The 18,725-nt window shown below is 53.1% G+C and carries 13 protein-coding genes; 12 read left to right on the top strand and 1 reads right to left on the bottom strand.

Annotation, left to right across the window (positions count from 1 at the left end; all coding sequences use genetic code 11):
- The first annotated feature begins 561 nt into the window (after positions 1-561).
- The 12 genes from GE107_RS16620 (at position 562) to GE107_RS16570 (ending at position 17,530) form a co-directional block, all read left to right on the top strand.
- Positions 562-5,958 (top strand): Ig-like domain-containing protein, encoded by a 5,397-nt coding sequence (locus GE107_RS16620; RefSeq protein ID WP_219641102.1) that lies wholly within the window; start codon positions 562-564, stop codon positions 5,956-5,958.
- 255 nt (positions 5,959-6,213) lie between these two features.
- Entirely contained in the window at positions 6,214-7,023 is an 810-nt protein-coding gene (locus GE107_RS16615) for a ribose-phosphate diphosphokinase (protein ID WP_219641101.1), read from the top strand.
- 1 nt (position 7,024) lies between these two features.
- Entirely contained in the window at positions 7,025-8,512 is a 1,488-nt protein-coding gene (locus GE107_RS16610) for a nicotinate phosphoribosyltransferase (RefSeq protein ID WP_219641100.1), read from the top strand.
- A gap of 26 nt (positions 8,513-8,538) precedes the next feature.
- Positions 8,539-9,309: an NUDIX hydrolase gene (locus GE107_RS16605; RefSeq protein ID WP_219641099.1), complete on the top strand. Its 771-nt coding sequence runs from the start codon at positions 8,539-8,541 to the stop codon at positions 9,307-9,309.
- Between the two features lie 22 nt (positions 9,310-9,331).
- Positions 9,332-9,823, top strand: a complete 492-nt coding sequence (locus GE107_RS16600) for a riboflavin biosynthesis intermediates N-glycosidase (RefSeq protein WP_219641098.1) — start codon at positions 9,332-9,334, stop codon at positions 9,821-9,823.
- 10 nt (positions 9,824-9,833) lie between these two features.
- Positions 9,834-10,118 (top strand): ADP-ribosylglycohydrolase family protein, encoded by a 285-nt coding sequence (locus tag GE107_RS27205; RefSeq protein WP_370636444.1) that lies wholly within the window; start codon positions 9,834-9,836, stop codon positions 10,116-10,118.
- The gene (locus GE107_RS16595) at positions 10,081-10,740 is read left to right on the top strand and encodes an ADP-ribosylglycohydrolase family protein (RefSeq protein ID WP_370636443.1); all 660 of its coding nucleotides are present in this window, start codon (positions 10,081-10,083) and stop codon (positions 10,738-10,740) included. The genes GE107_RS27205 and GE107_RS16595 overlap by 38 nt, the downstream gene beginning before the upstream one ends.
- Before the next feature lie 232 nt (positions 10,741-10,972).
- Positions 10,973-12,361 carry an MATE family efflux transporter gene (locus GE107_RS16590; protein WP_370636442.1) on the top strand — a complete coding sequence of 463 codons (1,389 nt, stop codon included), beginning with the start codon at positions 10,973-10,975 and terminating at the stop codon, positions 12,359-12,361.
- 87 nt (positions 12,362-12,448) lie between these two features.
- Entirely contained in the window at positions 12,449-13,447 is a 999-nt protein-coding gene (locus GE107_RS16585; protein WP_219641097.1) for a polysaccharide deacetylase family protein, read from the top strand.
- Between the two features lie 771 nt (positions 13,448-14,218).
- Positions 14,219-15,844, top strand: coding sequence for an S-layer homology domain-containing protein (locus tag GE107_RS16580; protein ID WP_219641096.1), 1,626 nt, complete (start codon positions 14,219-14,221; stop codon positions 15,842-15,844).
- Between the two features lie 406 nt (positions 15,845-16,250).
- A complete protein-coding gene (locus GE107_RS16575; protein ID WP_219641095.1) occupies positions 16,251-17,009 on the top strand; it encodes a hypothetical protein in 759 nt (252 codons plus the stop codon).
- An 11-nt stretch (positions 17,010-17,020) separates the two neighbouring features.
- Positions 17,021-17,530, top strand: coding sequence for a DUF3995 domain-containing protein (locus GE107_RS16570; RefSeq protein WP_255570533.1), 510 nt, complete (start codon positions 17,021-17,023; stop codon positions 17,528-17,530).
- Positions 17,531-17,729: 199 nt separating this feature from the next.
- Here GE107_RS16570 and GE107_RS16565 read toward each other — a convergent pair whose 3' ends face one another.
- A complete protein-coding gene (locus tag GE107_RS16565; RefSeq protein WP_219641094.1) occupies positions 17,730-17,957 on the bottom strand; it encodes a hypothetical protein in 228 nt (75 codons plus the stop codon).
- Between the last annotated feature and the right edge of the window lie 768 nt (positions 17,958-18,725).

Below are 18,725 nucleotides of genomic sequence, written 5' to 3'. Positions count from 1 at the left end.
ATCTAAGACTTTGCAGAATGTCGGGCCGGAGTCCATCCGATATGCGATCGTTTCAACGTATTCATTGAACGGCTTGTGTTTGAACCGAAAGTACGACAGTTCATTCAACTAACGAAAACGATAGCTCAATTAACCGCCTTTTCACAAAGGCGGTTTTCTTATGGCTACAAATCAACATTAGAATTTAACATAGCCAAAGATTAATAAAGAAGCAGTTGGCGCAGAACTTCTTCCGCGGCAGCTGCTTGTTCTTTCTTGAGCAGTTGTCTAGGCACTGGCGATTGACCCTACCCATGTCATTGTCGGGATGAAGATTCGGTTCGGTTGCGCTTAGAGATGCTGGTGAACGGCAGTCCGGTCCGCAAGATGATGTAGCTATTCTCGTAGAAGCAGATACGGAATTAACGCAGGCACAGATCGATATTCATTGTTGTTCAGAACTTGTTGAGTTATGTTTTGCTATAATTGCCCGTTGGGAGAACGACATTTCCAGAGTGGGAGTCTTTTGCTGAATACTCGGGAATGAAGAAGATTACTGCAGAGAAAAAGGAGACAGAGAACATGCTGTTTCAACGAAATTTAAAACTGCTCGTAGCTTTTGGGGTTTTGTGTCTGGCGGTACTATTCACCGCTCATCGCCAGGCGGCAGCGGAAGGCAGCCGAGAGTTGGTGAGCAATGGCGGGAACCGGCCGTTCCTGGAGTGGTTTCCAACCGGCAATATCTCCGGTATTCAACGCACGACGGAACTATTCGTGTACGTGAAATCAGGAGAGACGATCAATTTGGGATCCAATGTGCACACTTCATACGACAACAAAGACATCGTACTCACAAGCCCTTCCAATCAAGTGCAGGTTCTTGATGTTAATGCGTCGACGGGCGCCGGTAAAATCAGCACCGTCGCCCAGGAGACCAGTGGCCCTCTGCCTAATGCGGGAGGTTATACGCCGCTCACCGTGACGGCCGGAGAGGAAGGCTGGTGGAAGGTGGAATTCCACGGTCCGGCTTCTTCCGGGAATCCGACGACCATCACAACAACAGCAGCCTTGCCGGGGGGCGGTGACGCCACCGGAAGCGGTGATTCCGTCGCAGCATGGGACGTCACCATCCGAGATGCGGGCGGCGTCGAGAAGAAGGGGAGAATGTTCACCTACTCACTCGCGCTCAACATGGGGAGCAATGGAACGAGTACTACCCCTGTGGAATTAAAGTCAAAGGTTTATATCCTTACCAAAGACGGCTATCAATACCTGACTAACATGAACGGCATCGATCCGTTCGGCTTCATCTTCTTCTCCAATAACCGGGGGTACATCGACGGAACCAATAACAAGACGCTGTATCATTCGGTTCCTTTGCCACTGCCCGGGGGAATTACGGTGCAAAATCCGAAGTCGGCGGATACGGCCACGGCTGTAACGCACCGCGTTTTCTTCAATGAGCCGAGCAGCGACCTGCCTGCGAGTGTGCCCACCACGCCAATCGTGCCGCCAACTCCGGTGAACCCAGGGTTTACAAACGTTGCGGGAACCGGTCCGATCGCACAGGTAGGACAGGGCGGGAGCTTTACATTCGAACTCGCACGCGCTGCGACATACCAGTTGATTATCGATACGAATCAAGACGGGGTATTCGATCCGAGCGTAGATACGTTGACTGAGAATATTGCCTCATCAGGGTTGAATACATTCCAATGGAACGGGAAGAACCGTTCCGGAGTCACAGTCGGCGTTGGCGAGTATAAAGCCAAGCTGCTCATCAAGGGCGGGGAGTACCATTTCCCGCTTCTCGATGTGGAGCATGCGCCCAACGGGGTCGTCATTCAGATGTTAAACGCGCCGGGCGCTTTCCCTTCAGGGACGTCGGCATCTACGGTTTATTATGACGATTCCAACTACACGACAGCTAATGGAACTGCGGTGAATCTCGATCCGTCGACAGGAATGTCTGCTGCCAATCCGAGGAATGCGAGCATGGGCATCGACAGTACGGGCGGAGCGCACAATTACAGCGGAAATTACGGCAACGATAAGGCCATGGATACATGGACGTACTTTCCAGGGCCGACTTCCATTATCAAATTCTCCATTACGGACAGCACGGTAAGCGGCGTCGTCTTTAACGATCTGGATCAAGACGGTATGCAAGATCCGGGTGAACAAGGAATTGCCGGCGTGAAGGTCCAAGTGACCGACTCGGCCACGCAAGACGGAGCTTATAACGGCGGCACTTATACGGTAACAACGGATGCCAATGGGAACTATACCCTCCCTATCCATGCCGGCAATGTGACTGTGAAGATAGATCGTTCCGCCAATCCGGGCTTGAACGGGATGGCGTCGACGACAGGAGGATCGGAGAAGAGCCTGATCGCGGTTGCTGGAACGAATCAAGTGAACTTCGGTTATGTAACTCAACCAAATCAAACGCCGACGGCAACGAATGCAACGGCGACGACGCCGGTAGACACGCAGCTGACAGGCCAGCTTGCGGGAACGGATCCGGATGGCGATACGCTGACGTACGCGAAGGCGAGCGACCCGGTGCACGGAACGCTGGTTGTGAATGTGGACGGGACTTATACGTATATGCCGACACCCGGCTACACCGGTCCTGACAGCTTTACCTTCACGGTGAATGACGGCACGGCGGATTCGGCTCCGGCATCGGTGAGCATTACGGTGACGGCGGAGAACGGGGTACCGACGGCAACGAACGCAACGGCGACGACGCCGGAAGGTACGCCGCTGACGGGCCAGCTTGCGGGAACGGATGCGGATGGCGATACGCTGACGTACGCGAAAGTGAGTGACCCGCAGCACGGTACGGTGGTTATGAGCGTGTACGGGTCTTACACATATACGCCGGAGGACGGCTACACCGGTCCGGACAGCTTTACCTTCACGGTGACTGACGGCACGATGATTTCGGATCCGGGAACGGTGAGCATAACGGTAACGGAGCCGGAATACCTGGAAGGATGGGTCGGCAGCCGGACGCTCGAAGATTCGACAAAAACATGGACGGTCGCGCCTGGACAACCTCTCAAGTTGTCAGCTCGCACGTCCCTGAATGCAACCAGTGTCACGGCAAGCGTGTACCTCGACGATCAGAAATTCGATACGGTCACGCTGAAGCTGGCGAACCCGGGTACCTTTATTCAAGACGGATACAAGCTGTGGGAGAACGTTACCTATCGTCTGCCCGATGACGTAACGGCAGGCTCTCATCTGGCAACTTACACGGCTAAGCAAGGCGATGTGGTGCTGCCGGAAGAACCAAGCAACAGGCTGGACAACAACCGCTTTTCCGTCATTAAGAAGATTAACCTCTCCGGAACGATTACGGACCGCGATAGCAGCCAGCCTATTGCAGGAGCCAAGGTCACGCTATATGATCCGACCGGGACGACCAAAGCGGCTGGGATCGAACCCGTGATTACCGGGGCGGACGGCAAATACAGCTTCCCGGACATCCCGACGGAGCAGTACCGCATCGTGGTAGAGAAGCAAGGCTACGCTTCCCAGAGCCGCGTAGTGGACACGCTGCCGAAAGATCCTAACGTTACGACGATCACGCAAGATTTCCAGCTCGTGAAATACGTGCTGAAGCTGACGGCGAATCCCAGCTCCATCGTGGGCGACGGCAACTCGACGTCGCAGCTGACAGCCGTACTCACCGACGTGAACGGGGTACCGCAAGCAGGTGTGCCGATTCGGTTCACGGCTCCACTGGGGACCTTCGAAGACTCGGATCAAACGGTAGTGACAGACACCGACGGTAAAGCGAGGATCGTATACCGGTCGGCTCAGATCGAAGGCATCGTCTCACAGAGCATTCCGGTCACGGCCACCGCCGACGATTCCGCCAAAGGCTTATACGCCCAGGAACAAATTATCGTCACCTTTGAACCTGCTTCTATCTACGGCGTCATCACGACGATCCAAAACGGCACGAAAGTCGTTGTTCCAGGGGCGGTCGTTAAAGTAACGAAGGACTTCAATGGAGACGGAGTCGTGGATTTCGCCGCTGAAGCCGTCACGGACGCGGACGGCAAGTATTCCATCGCTGTACCGCGCGGCGACACGAATTACGAGATCGAAGTGACGAAACCCGTTCAAGTCGGCGGAGAAACGAAGGAGCTCGCATTCAAGCAAACGGTGGAAGTCGGTCCGGTTAACGGCGCCGGCGGGGAGAATTTCGACTCCTCCAAGACGGCATCCGGATATATCCTGACCCAGCTGCCGAATGGACAGAAGAAGTTGTTCGACGACGGAAATGCGAACGAGCAGAATATCCTCGGACAACTGAAGGTTCGTATTAAGGATCCCGCAACCGGCAATTACATTACGATCAATGGGAATAGCTATTTCGACTTCACGAATGACGGCGTGTTCAATGTGCCGGGTCTGGTCAAAGACAAAGACTACGAGCTGGCGGTCGTGTACCGTGTTCCCGATGCCCAGGGCAACGGACCGGCCAAGGACATTATTGTCAATGCGTTGAACAATACGGGCACGCTGCCGACGTTCAGAGTCACGGCAGACGGGGAAATGAACATCCTGGACGCGCTGATCGACCCTTACGGCGATATTACCGATGCGATTACGAATGCTGCGATCGATGGAGCGAATGTCACTCTCTATTATGCGGATACGCCGAGGAACGTTGCGGGCGGCATCACGCCTCATACCGTAGTGACGCTGCCGATCATTCCCGGGTTTGCTCCTAATGACAACGCGAACCCGCAGACAAGCAGAGATGGCGGCAAATACGCGTACATGGTTTATCCGACGACGGATTATTATATCGTGGTTACGGCTCCAGGTTATGATTCGTATACCAGTCCGACCATCCCGGTTGAGTTCGCGATCGTCAGACACGACGTAAAATTGAATCCGAGATCCGGAGGATCGGCATCAACGCCTGCAACAACGCCGGCTCCTGCAGTCAAACCGAATTTGACGGTGAATCTGACCAGCGATCGCAGCTCTTATGAAGAGAACAGTACGGCAACGATCGTATTAGATTACATCAATGACGGTAAAGCTTCATTGAAGTCCGGCGAAGTCTCCGTTACCCTGCCGGAAGGCGCCCTCGTTATCGACGCCGATGGCGGAGCGGTGGCCGGAAGCAAGATCACTTGGAAAGTCGCCGATCTGGGCGTGGCCCAAGGCGCTCAGCACAAGATCAAGGTGCAATGGCCTACGCTGACGGCAGCGGAGAAGCTGGTTGACGTAGCAGCGCAAGGTACCTCGGATAGCGAGTTTGCCAACCCGGAGAATGCGCGTGCCTCCCTGAAGCTAATGTTGTTCTCCAATCGCTATGGAGAAGTTCAGCACATCCGCTACATCCTGGGATACCCGGATGGCAAGTTCCATCCGGAGAGAACGCTCACGCGAGCTGAGCTTGCGGCGATCATTGCGCGTCTGATCAATGGCGGCGGAACGAACGAGAAAGCGAATTACGCCGACGTGCCTGCCAATCATTGGGCCAGCGGGTACATTCGGATCGTGACGGATAACGGCATCTTCACGGGATTCGACGACGGAACCTTCCGGCCGGACATCCCGGTGACGCGCGAGCAGATCGCTATCGTCATGGTCAAATACCTGAAGCTCAAAACTCCCGCACCGATCCGTTCGAACTTTGCGGATGCACAGGGACGTTGGTCTTCTTCCGCTGTTGAAGCGTTGTTCCGCAACGGCCTGATTACCGGCTACCCGGAAGGCACGTTTAAGCCGGGTAACAGCATCCTTCGCACGGAGGCAGTCACGCTGATCAACCGGCTGCTGTTCCGCGGACCGTTGACGAATGTTGCGCCCTCATTCCCTGACGTGCAAGCCGACCATTGGGCGTTCGGGCAAGTGGAGGAAGCGACCCAATCCCACCTGTCAACGCGGAATGTAGACGGCAGCGAAGTGTTCGTGAAGAGGATCGACGACAATGTGAAATAAGCTTCACCCGCACCTTATGCCAATGCCCGAATCGGTCTTCTATGACTGGTTCGGGTATTTATTTTGAGACCCTTCCGAGCAAACAAACGCCCCAGTTTCACTTCTTCGCTCTTGGCAAGAGACGAAGGGTCATTTTTTGTCGTTTACCTAAAAAATGGTTGACGATTTTTATAAATGTCATTATGATAATCTCAAACAGAGGTTATGAAACTTGAAATCGGTACTGAACCTGTCGAAGCGAGGAGCGTGACCGGGTTGATTCTATTAAACGGACAGCCGCTGGAATTTCGGAACTTTCCCAATGGCGAAACGTTGGTGAACGGCGAGCAAATACTGACGCTTGCGGGAGTCAGTAATCTACTTAGCTTGAAATACGAGAACGACGGCGATTTGATCAAGCTGATGTTCGTGAAGAATTTCCTCGACGATCACCGGTACCAAGCTTCTCTTATCCTTTACTACATGCCTTATAGTCGGATGGATCGGGTGGAAGGCTCGTCCGTATTTACGCTGAAATATACGGCGAATTTCATTAACGCGATGAATTTTGAAGAGGTAACGGTTGTTGAGCCTCATTCGGACGTTTGTATGGCGTTAATTCACGGGAGCCGCGCGAAATACCCGTCGGTTGAGCTGCTGGATCAAGTGATTCAGGAGACGGGTTTTAACCCGGATCAGGACTACTTGTTCTTCCCGGACGCAGGGGCTCAGAAGCGTTACGGCAAGGTCAAAGGGTTCCGCCAACTGGTAGGCTTTAAAGTACGGGACTTTCAAACCGGTCAAATTCAAAATTTGGATATCGTCGGCAGCGTGGAAAAACCGGGCTTCAAAGTCATTATCGTAGACGATCTCTGTTCCTACGGCGGAACTTTCCTGTTAAGCGCGGAACGGTTAAGGGAGATCGGCGCTTCGGAAGTCTACCTGCTCGTCGGTCATTGCGAGAAATCCGTTTTCCAGGGCAAAATTCCGCATTCGAACTTACTGGATCGCGTGTTTACTACGGACACGATGCTGGATCAAACCGACTCGGATAAATTCCAAATATACAAAATCGGAGGAATGTAACATGGCAAACAAATTCGTTTATCCCGCCTCGTTGCTTTGCGATTTCTACAAGGTTAGCCACAAAAACCAGTACCCGAAAGGTACGGAGCTCGTTTATTCGACCTGGACGGCACGTACGAGCCGCGTTGCGAATATCGACAAAGTCGTTGCATTCGGTTTTCAGGCTTTTATCAAGGAGTATTTAATCGATTATTTTAACGATCTTTTTTTCGGAAGATCCAAAGAGGAAGTAGCGGACGAATATAAGCGGGTCATTCAATACGCCCTTGGCGTGACGAGTCCGGATGCCTCCCATATCGAACAGCTGCACGATCTGGGGTATCTGCCGATCAGAATCAAAGCGGTGAAAGAAGGCACGTTGGTCCCGATCAAAGTCCCTATGCTGACCATTGAGAACACGAAGCCCGAGTTCTTCTGGTTGACGAACTATTTGGAAACGCTCATGTCGTGCCAGCTGTGGATGCCTGCAACCAGCGCCACCTTGGCTTACGAGTACCGCAAAATCCTGGAGGCGTATGCCCGTGAAACCAATGGCGACACCTCGTTCGTTCCGTTCCAAGGGCATGATTTCTCGATGCGGGGCATGAGCTCGCTCGAAGCCGCCAAGTGCAGCGGGGCCGCACACTTGATTTCGTTTACGGGTACGGATACGATTCCGGCCATTCTCTACCTCGAAGACCATTACAATGCCAATATGGAGAACGAGCTGGTCGGTACGTCGATCCCCGCTACCGAACACAGTGTCATGTGCGCGCACGGAAGGGATGAAATGGCTTCGTACCGGTACTTGATCAAGGAAGTATATCCGAGCGGATTCGTCTCGATCGTGTCGGATACATGGGATTTGTGGAGCGTGCTCGATGTGGTTATCAGGGGATTAAAAGACGATATCCTGAGCAGAGACGGCAAGGTCGTCATTCGTCCGGACAGCGGGGATCCCGTGAAAATCGTGTGCGGGGATCCGGAATCGGAGAACGAGTTTGAGCGCAAGGGGGTCATCGAGCTGTTGTGGGACATTTTCGGCGGCACGATAACCGAGCGCGGATACAAGCAGCTCGACAGCCACATCGGGGCGATCTACGGTGATGCCATCACGATCGATCGCTGCCGGGAAATTTGCGAGAAGCTCGCGGCCAAAGGGTTCGCATCGACGAACATGGTATACGGGATCGGTTCTTATACGTACCAGTACAACACCCGCGATACGTTCGGGTTTGCGCTCAAGTCGACTTTCGCTATCGTAAACGGTGAAGAACGCAAAATTTACAAGGATCCCGCAACGGACAGCAACAAATTCAAGAAATCGCAAACCGGACTGGTTCGGGTTGTCAAAGAAGACGGCAAGATGACTTACATCGATAATCTAAGCCGGGAGCAATACGCTCAATATGCCGATGCCGATTTGCTCGAAGAGGTGTTTGTGGACGGGAAGTTGGTCCGCGAGCACACGCTTGGCGAAATCCGCGCCGAGTTGTTGGGAAACCTGTAGGAAACTCGAATACAAGGTGATTGAGCATGGACGAACAGCACGCTAACAGCCATTACTCTCCGAGCCGATTCCGCACGCCTGACGGAGCGCCGACGGATATCGTCGTGTTTACCATTACGTCGGAAGTGAAGAAGGGCGTGAAGAAATCGCTCCCGAACCGCACCCTGCGGGTGATGCTGATTCGGCGCAAACAATGGCCGTTCGAAGGACAGTGGGCATTGCCGGGCGGGTTTACGAGGGAGACGGAAACGGTCCAAGCATGCGCCAGGCGAGAGTTGCTGGAGGAGACGGGGGTTTCCGACGTCCATTTGGAGTATTTCAATGTATACAGCTCCCTGGGCCGGGACCCTCGCGGTTGGATGATTTCACATGCTTTCTTCGCGCTTGTGCAGGAAGGATATCTCGCCGGCCGGACAACGTCGGACGAAGCGTCGGAGGTTCATCTGTTTCCCGTTGACGAGGCGTTATCGATGGCACTGGCGTTCGATCATCGAATCATCCTTCAAGACGCCTTGGATCAAATACGCCGGAAAATGTTGACGACGGCCATCGCGAAAGAGTTTCTGCCCGAACAATTCACGATCAGCGAGCTGTACCAGGTCATTCGGACCGTTGTCCCGACTTTCGAGGAACGGAACTTCATTCGGAAAATTACGTCCACCCGAAGCCGTAAAGGCATCCTGGAGGAAGTCCTCGATCGCAATGGACAGCCCCTGATGTCGAACCGGTACTCCCAACGGCCGGCACAGTTGTACAGGTTCACGGATTATGCACCGGAGCTGTCCATTTACGGCTAAGGTAATTTATAGGGAGGAAATGATGGAGAAGTTTACTTTTTTCTGGCGGACGGAATCTCCTTTTTCCCAGTGGCATCCGGCGCGTTTCGAGGCAGCCGGAATTGTCTTTCAGTGCGCCGAACAATACATGATGTACGAGAAAGCGAAACTTTTCGGCGATGAAGACGTTGCGAGTCAAATTTTACGGACAAACTCTCCGGTCGAGCAGAAGAAACTTGGCCGCAAGGTCAAAAGTTTTGATCAAGCCAAATGGGAAGCGGAATGCAAACGGATCGTGTACGAGGGGAATTATGCGAAATTCACGCAAAACCAAGCGTTGCTGCAGAAGCTGCTTCAAACTGCGGGTACTACATTGGTGGAGGCCAGTCCGGTGGATTGCATCTGGGGGATCGGATTAGCGGAGGACGATCCGAGAAGCAGGCATCGAAAGACGTGGCGGGGAAAAAATTGGCTTGGAGAAGTGTTGACTCAGCTTAGAGAGGATTTGCTAAACAAAGAGGGCTCGTCGGAATAAAACTTGGACGATGCTCGTCCTTAAACGAGGTGCTTCGGAAATTCAAGAAGTACTGCGGATTGGGGGAGTTTCTGTGGAATTGATGAACCGGATCAAAGGCGGTCTGTTTGGCGTTGCCGTGGGTGATGCGCTGGGCGGTACGACGGAGTTCATGTCACGCCGCGAGGTCAGGGAAAAGCATGGTTATCTTACTGACATCATAGGCGGCGGCGTCCTTATGCGTAGCAGAAGGTATTTTAGAAAGTCCTCACGACCCCATGCATGCGATTGGGCGAAGGTTTCTGCAATGGTTTGAGTCCAAGCCCAAAGATGTCGGAAATATCATCAGACATGTGCTTGGTAAGTTTGACGGCAACTGGTTTGAGGCCGCCCTGCTTGCCGACTTGGATCTGGGGCAAAGCGCAGGGAACGGTTCTCTTATGCGTTGCCTTCCGGTTGCGCTATGTTACCCGGAGCTTGGCGACGTGGAAAGAGTTTCGCGCATTCAATCGAAGATGACCCACTACGACGAACGATGCAGTCAGGTATGCGAAGCGTATAACCGAATTGCATTTCGAATTCTCAACCACAATGAAGCAATAAAGGATGCGATTGAAGCTGAAATTCGTCAAACCGGATATGAATCATCTCTGTACGCAGAGCCGAACTGTGAGCCAAGCGGTTTTGTCGTGCATACGTTCCGGTGGGTGCTGCATATCCTCATGACCTCAAACTCATTCGAAGAAGTTGTACAGAAAGCAGCCAATTTGGGCGGTGATGCGGATACGATTGCGGCTATAGCTGGCGGCTTGGCGGGCGTATATTACGGGTATAATGGCATTCCCGAACGATATTCGAGCCAAATTATCATGAAGGATCGATTACATGTCGCGAGTTGCCGCATACATGATTGGAGAAATGAGTTAGGCAGATCGTGATCATATTTTCGGGAATTTGAAGTACCTCACTACGACGTTCACGCGTACCTTATTTCCGACGAAGAGCAGCAGAGAATCAAATAAGAGACGGCTGTGCACCGCAGGCTGCCCCATTATTTGGGTCAGTCTCTTTGTCGTCCCTTCGCGAAATGTGTAGTAAAATGAAACTGCCGATGCTGGCGCATGTCCTCATCGACGGCTCCTACTATACGGAAAAGAATGTGATGACGAGTTGAGGCAGCTGCAAGCGAAGAGTATGGGGACGGGCTTGTTGGAGAGGTACTTGTCCGGCGCGTCCATGGACTACCGGAAAGTGATCGCGCTGTTTTTGCCCATTCTGATCGACCAGGCATTCATCATCGGTCTTAATCTCGTCAATACCGCTTTGATCAGTTCTTCCGGAGTGGAGGCGGTCAGCGCGGTAAGCACCGTCGATTCGCTGAACGTGTTCCTGATCAACGTCTTCGTTGCCGTAGCGACCGGGGGGACGGTCGTCGTCGCGCAGTATAAGGGAAGCGGGGATCGCTCCATGGTGTCCAGGTCGTCCGCCGGGACGATCGCGGCCGTTTCCTTGTTGGCCTTGGTCATCGGCGTTGCGGTGGCGGCGCTGCACGTGCCCGCCTTGAATGTGCTGTTCGGCACGGCGCCTGATGACGTGTTCGACCATGCGAGAGTATACTTAATCGGTAGCGGTTTGTCTTATTTGGGCATCGGCATCGAGCAGGCGGTGTGCGGCGTGATGCGGGGCATCGGAAAAACCCGCGTGGCGCTCGTTCTTTCGCTCATTATGAATCTGCTGTACGTGCTGCTCAATTTTCTTTTCATCCATGTCCTGGATATGAGCGTGCTCGGCATGACGATCGCGATCAATATCGCCCGTTACGCGGCTGCTTTCTGTTCCCTCTACTACCTCTTCAAAATGGAGAGTTCGCTTCATCTGAGACTGCGGGAAATGTTTCTGGTACCGTGGGCGATGCTGCGGAAAATCATGGGGATCGGTATGCCTTTCGCGGCGGAGCAGGCGTTCTTCAACGGCGGGAAAATGCTGACCCAGGTATTCATCGTTAGCCTGGGGACTCATGCCATGGCGACGAATGCGATCGGCGGCACGATCGCGATGGTTTACCAGATTCCCGGCGCCGCTTTGTCGCTGACGCTCGTCACGGTCGTAGGCCAATGCATCGGGGCGCGAAATGTCGCGGATGCGCGCAAGTTCATCCGCTCGTTCCTCTGGCTGTCGACCTTGTCGTTCGTTCTCATGACGGCGATCCTCATGCCGCTGTTCCATCCGCTCATCCGCCTGTTCCATCCTCCGGCCGACATCGTCGACGATCTATTCCGGTTGACCCTGATCAACGCCATCGCGCAAATCCCGCTATGGTCGCTCAGCTTCGTGCTGCCGGCCGGCCTCCGCGCGGCGGGGGACGCCAAGTTCACCTCCATCACGTCGATGCTGACCATGTGGTTGATCCGGGTGGGGTTAGCCTATTTGCTCGCCATCGTGCTCGGTTTCGGCATCATGGGAGTGTGGCTGGCGATGAACTTCGAATGGGGCGTGCGAGGCGCGCTATTCCTGTGGCGGTATCGCGGGAACAAGTGGCTTGCGCATCGATTGGTGTAGGATGATAAAATAAGAGTGTAGCCCGAAGCGGGCGCGTCATACGATGCATTGTTTCCGAATTCGCTGAACGAAGAGGGGTTCATTCTCATGGACAACCGGATGCTAAGGACCAAGTATATGAGGGTCATCATGACGTTAATTGTCGCTGCCGTATCGGCCGGTCTTTATCTGATCGGAGTCAGCCATTACCGAAATCAAAGCTACCCGCATCACCTGCTGAATCCAGGCCCAACCCGGCGGAATTCCGGTTCGACCGATCGATTGTCGGACCAGGACGAGAAACCGCTATTCCATCCTGTCACAGGAAAGATATATTATCAAAACAAAGTCGCCGTACTCACTTACCATCACCTTGATTCCGCCGAATCGTCCGTTACCATCACGCCGCAGCGGTTCAGATCCCACTTGGAGGCGTTGAAGGAGTATGGTTTTCATGTCATCTCGATGGACGATTTCGTTGCTTTCCTGGAGAAGAAGAAACCCGTTCCCCCGAACGCGGTCGTAATCACCTTCGATGACGGTTACGAATCCGTATATAAGTACGCCTATCCGATTTTGAAATCGGAGGGCATGACCGCGACCGTGTTTCTCATTGTCGGCTACATTGAGGACGGAGCCGTCCACCAGCCGCTCATTCTGAACTGGAAAGAAATCATGGAGATGCACCGCGCCGGCTTCAGCTTCTATTCCCATTCTTATCGCTCCCACCAGGATGTGAAGGTCAATGGGATACCGACATCGCCATTGGTCGCCAAGCTCTATAATCCCTCTGCGAATCGGCTGGAGACCGAAGGGGAATACGAAGCCAGAATACGCGAAGACCTGAGCGAAGCGGACGACATCCTGGACGCCAGATTGGGAAACCGGATCAACCTGCTTTGTTTTCCCCACGGCCGATACAACAGCACCCTGGTCAAGATTGCGCGCCAATCGGACATTCCATACCTGTTCACGGGCAAAGAGGGATTGAACACAAACCGGAGCACGCTCATCAACCGCATCAATGCCGGCTCTCCGTACGTTTCCGCTCAGCGGCTGATCGGCCGGCTCTCCGCATTCACCATGACGGGACATTTTAGCCATTGACGAAGAGAAGGAAACCCGATCGAATACGGTCGGGTTTTTTGATTCATCATTCAGAATTTATAAGTTTCACGCCTATTGGTTTCCAGTGAGTGGTTTTGGGAAAGCGGGAAGGGAGCCGTTTTTACGGCACTGGCGCTCCCGTTGATGCTTTGTTCATCTTGCGAAGCGGATTTTGTGACTTGTCTTCCGGTGTCTGCATCCCCACTCCGCTCCGCCGAAGCAAACCTAGAGAATTCGGAGCATGCCCGAAGTCGCACGCATGAGCGTCGTACGGCAGGTCCGGCAAGTCTCCGAACGGGTGCTCAGATGACGCGGCTGTCGCGCAGTCAAGGCGATGAAAGGGAAAATTGCCCTCTATTTTTGCGTATTACCCATAAGCGAGTGATTAGAAGGAAAACCTCCCTCTAATTCCGGCTATATCCCCTCAATTGAGGTATTTCACCGAGATTAGAGGGAGGTTTTCCCTCTAAATATCCCAAATTCTCGAAATCACCGAGATTAGAGGGAGGTTCTCCCTCTAAAGTTGACCGGCGGGGCGAATCCGGCATGCGGTTTCACGAAACTGCCTTATCCGGTCGGTATCCCAACAAAGGTATCCTTTCGTTAGGATCTTTCCAGGAATTCATTATTTGGCGGAACGTATTTCGGTTCCCTTTACTCGTATACCTGTCAGGACGGCGTCAGGCGTTTTACTTGTGATAGGAATTGTTGGAATTCGGGGTTAGCCGCTATAATAACGAAAGGAAAGAACTTACCACTTGGAGGCAGCCCGTGAAAAAGTTCATTACGTTCATCATCAGCCTAACCTTACTGTTCCCTGTGGCGTTAACGAAGAACGAAGTCCATGCAGCCGGTTTTCCGGATATTCAGAATCATTGGGCGAAGAAGTACATCTTGACTGCGTTGGATAAAGGCATTGTTTCCGGGTACCCCGACAACTCCTTTCAACCGAATAAAGCGGTCTCCAGAGCGGAAGCGGCGGCCATGCTGAACAAGATCACGAAATTGAAGCCCGATTCCGCAGCGCCGCCGAACGTGTTTCCCGAGTTGGAAACCCACTGGAGCAAGGAGGCCGTGCGGAACCTGGCCGCGTTAGGCGTCATCCTGCCGGGGGATTACGCCAAAGGATTCCGCCCGGACGAGAAAATCACCCGGTTTGAGGTCATGAAGTGGCTTGCCCTCGGTTTGGCGAAGTCGGACCCAGATTTCTCCAAGGCTCTCGACGATACGCGAAATACGCTTCTGCCGACCCCGGAGGTATACAAGGGTGGGATCGAGTCCGGTCAAATCCCTTATATCGCCCTGATGAAAGGCACGGGCATCGTATCGGGGTTCCAAGACGGCACCTTCCGGCCGAAGGAATTCGTAACCCGGGCGGAGTTGATCGTCAGTCTGCTGAAATACGAGACGGTGGAAGGGACGGAAGCCGCGACGTATCGCGACTTGAACGAGCTCCGGGAGGTCGGGTTAACCGGGACGAACATTACGAGTTTAACTCCGTTTCGATTCGCGCGAATGAACCTCTACGACGATAAGGGGCGGATCAAGGCGAGTTTGAGAAACGTGATCCGAAACCTCGGAATCGATACAAGGGATTTCATGACCTACGATACAGGGAAGCTTCGTTATATTTTCGATGTTCAAGGCGCGAAACCGTATTTGTCTCTACCCGACACTGCGCTTATCGTGTATTCCATGGCTGATGGTAAGATCGCCGAGATCCTGGACCTTCCGCAGGACCCGTCGGAAATCGTGCGAATCACGCTGCAAGCGTGGGACAACCAGCAGAGCGTGCTCCTGGGTCCCAAGGATCCGAAGGCCATCACGGATCAGGAATACGATCTCTATCGATCCAGCCCGAAGCTCGTCCTTTCCATCGACAAGGATAAAGTTCCGTTCCACCAATTCGCCGACGTGGCCGAAAAACCGACCCAGCTGGGCAAGCTTGCGACCGTGACGCTTCACCGGATGATCGTCGTCGATGCGACAGGCAAAGCCGGAGAGAAGGGAAAGGGCGTTTACGCCAACTTCTTCATGGACAAGATCGAACCTTGGATGACCGGATACGGCCGCTCGCCGACTTCCGATCTGTACCTGGTTTTCTCCGATTTCACGTACGAGAGTCATGCCGACAAGCTGGACATGCGGGCACTGCTGAATGCGCCGGGCAACGCCCGAGGAACCTCGTTGTTGTCCTTCCAACGGGTCGATGACGACTTGGCGGCGAAGAAGGGCATTCCGACCGTACCTTACCGGAATTTCAGCCAAGCGCTGTCGAAAGGCAAAAGCGTCCGATTTTGGACGCTCAGCTCGTTCAAGAAACACGAGAACTACGGCCCAAGCTTCGATACCGATCCAGACGGCACTCTGCATATGTACAATTCGTTGAAGGAATGAGCGAACGATGAGACGAAAGAATCCGTTTTTGCCGGAGCCTGAAATATAGGCTATTCTTAGAGCCGCCGACGATATCATCGATACCGCTACTTGTTCGATGAAACGAATCCTGAGCATTACTCGAGTGACGGGCTGCGGTTCCCGGAGAGGTGTCCGCGCTGCTCTGGGTAACGCTATAAGTGGCATACGGATCGAATGGAATAATTCGAGAATAACAAACGCCCGCAACCGCGAGGATCTCTCCTTGCGTTGCGGGCGTTCCGTTAACCGTCGTCTTATTCGTTCGTTTCCGATGTCACGAATCAGATCCTTATGTTCTGATCGACAATCAGCCAGGTGATCTGCGCAACAATTCTCTTAATGGGAACGTCTGATCATTACGTACAATCATTAAGGGGTTAACGAAATGAGAATTAAAGGGATCCTTATGGTCTTCTTGCTGGTTCTGGTTGCCGCCTGTTCATCGAAGAGCGTTGAAACGAAAGACATTGAAATGAAAGACGTTGAAACGAAAGTTCCCGATGTTAAAAATTGTCCGGATGCGGAAATTGACTATATTGACGCTTTCATGTGGAATGACATCAACTACGTCCATGTCGGAGAAACAGCTTCGATTCCCTCGCCGGATGCCTCCAAGGTCGCTAAGGGCAAGGAAGTCGGTGAAATCGGTTATACTTTGACGGGCCACGCGTGCATGGGATATCAAATGCAGAACGGGGATGCAACCTTCCTGCCAATCGGTACGAAAGTGTATGAAGCGGCGGGCTATAAAGGGTCCTTCAGGCTTCTCGCCGGCGATAAATTGTATCAAGCGAATGGAAACCCCAAAGCCAAAACCGTTTCGGATGTATACGACATGAAAGGAAGAGTATCCCGAGTCAGCTTCGAAAGCACGAACGACGGTCATCTGATATCGTATTTCTCCGAAGAAGCGTCGAAGGAATTCATCGACGAATACCTTGCGTTGGAGTATATCGGCTTCGACGAAATCTATAAAATGGGAAACGGACTGGGTGACGAAGGAAAGGAGTTTCTTCGCATTCATTTGAACGATGGCACATCGTTCCGAATCAGCTATTGGACAAAGGAGAACCTGATCAGCCCCGGCGCGGCGGGAACGGAAAGGCTAAAAACAATCACGTTGCAGCAAGCCAGTAGACGGTAGAGCGAACGAGAATGAATTACGCTCGGGAGCTCTTCCGCAAGGCGGGAATGACTCCCGAGGCGGCCGAGCAGAAGTCCCATATTTGGGAGGGGTACGAGATGGTAAACGTGATCTCTTGGATCGTGGGAGCAATTTTGTTTCTGATCAGCGGCATTCATCTGTATTGGATGGCAGGCGGGAGAAAAGGAGCGTTGGCCGCAATACCGAGCGCAGGTTCGGAACCGGTATTTCTACCGACGAAGATTGCGACAGGCATCGTGGCTGGAGCATTGGCTTTGTCGGGATGGTTCGTGTTAGAGCTGGGCGAAGCGATCGAGCGGCTGCTTTTTCCCGATTGGTTACTGACGTACGGAGGCTGGACCTTGGCCGGCGTATTCCTTATCCGAACCGTCGGGGATTTTCGCTGGGTCGGCTTCTTCAAGAAACGGAAAGGAACGTTATTCGCCAAGTGGGACACCGTTCTGTATTCCCCGTTGTGTCTCTTCCTCGGACTCGGTTTGATTTACGTCATGAATGATTAACCGGGCTTGATTTTCCACCGAAAGCAATCGTACGATCTTATGTTTTAAATATTCCGATCGGAAAGATAATGAGCCCCCAAGGAGTTACGGCTTTAACCGCTGAAGGCGGCCGACCGGAGCGGGGTCCATCCGTAAACAAGCCCGCAGGCTGTGAAGACAGCTTTGCGGGCTTGCGGCATTTCATGGCGTAAGGAAGGATTTATCCGTTCAATCCGCCAAGCGTTTCTTTCTCCTCGTTCAGCTGCTGGGACAGGGCACCGGCGTTGCCGCTATCCTCCGCTTGCCGGACGGCGATTTCAGCATGGGCGACGGCGTTGTCCGCTTCTTCGATTTTGTCCGACGAAGGATGGGATTGCGCTTGGTCTACGGCATGCTGCAGGGCATCCAGCGCATGTTCGGCTTGCTTCGTTTTCTGTTGCTCGCTCATGTTGGGGGGATCTCCTCCTTGGATGGGTGACTTTTCCTTTTCAATATGCATTCTTCTGCTTCGGATTATTCGCGCCTCGTCGGTTGGCTTCCGTAACACCCGCTCGCAACACGGCATGTCCAATTAAGGCCGCCTCTGAAGCTTAAGCTGGAACAAGATTGCACCGGGCTTGCAGAAGCGGATCTGCAGGCACCGGTGCTTTATTTGACATGTTAGAAATTATAAGTTTTCAGAGAGTGGTTTTGGGGAAGCGAGAGGGGATCCGTATTCGGTATTGGCGCTCCCGTTCTTGTTCTGCTCGTCTTGCTGCGAAACCCTCCACAACAAACAACAAACGCTGTAGTGACTTCCGGAGACGTTATTTTTGCGAAATCCCCGACTATGGGCGCTGTAGTGACTTCCGGAGACGTTATTTTTGCGAAATCCCCGACTTCGAGCGCTGTAGAGACTTCCGGAGACGTTATTTTTGCGAAATCCCCGACTACGAGCGCTGAAGTAACTTCCGGAGACGTTATTTCTGCGAAACCCCCGACTACGAGCGCTGTAGTGACTTCCGGAGACGTTATTTTTGCGAAATCCTCAACTACCAACGCTGCAGAGACTTCCGGAGACGTTATTTCTGCGAAACCCCCGACTATGGGCGCTGTAGTGACTTCCGGAGATGATGTTTCTGCGAAACCCTTAGGTGAGCTGTAGGTATAATAGAGGAAGCAGAACCGCGCAAGCGGTCTTTTTTGTCTCGACATGAGAAACGGTCCCCGACCCAAA

The sequence above is a fragment of the Cohnella sp. CFH 77786 genome (assembly GCF_019400745.1).
Classification (GTDB): Bacteria; Bacillota; Bacilli; order Paenibacillales; family Paenibacillaceae; genus Cohnella.
This window is presented reverse-complemented; position numbering and strand designations above follow the sequence as displayed.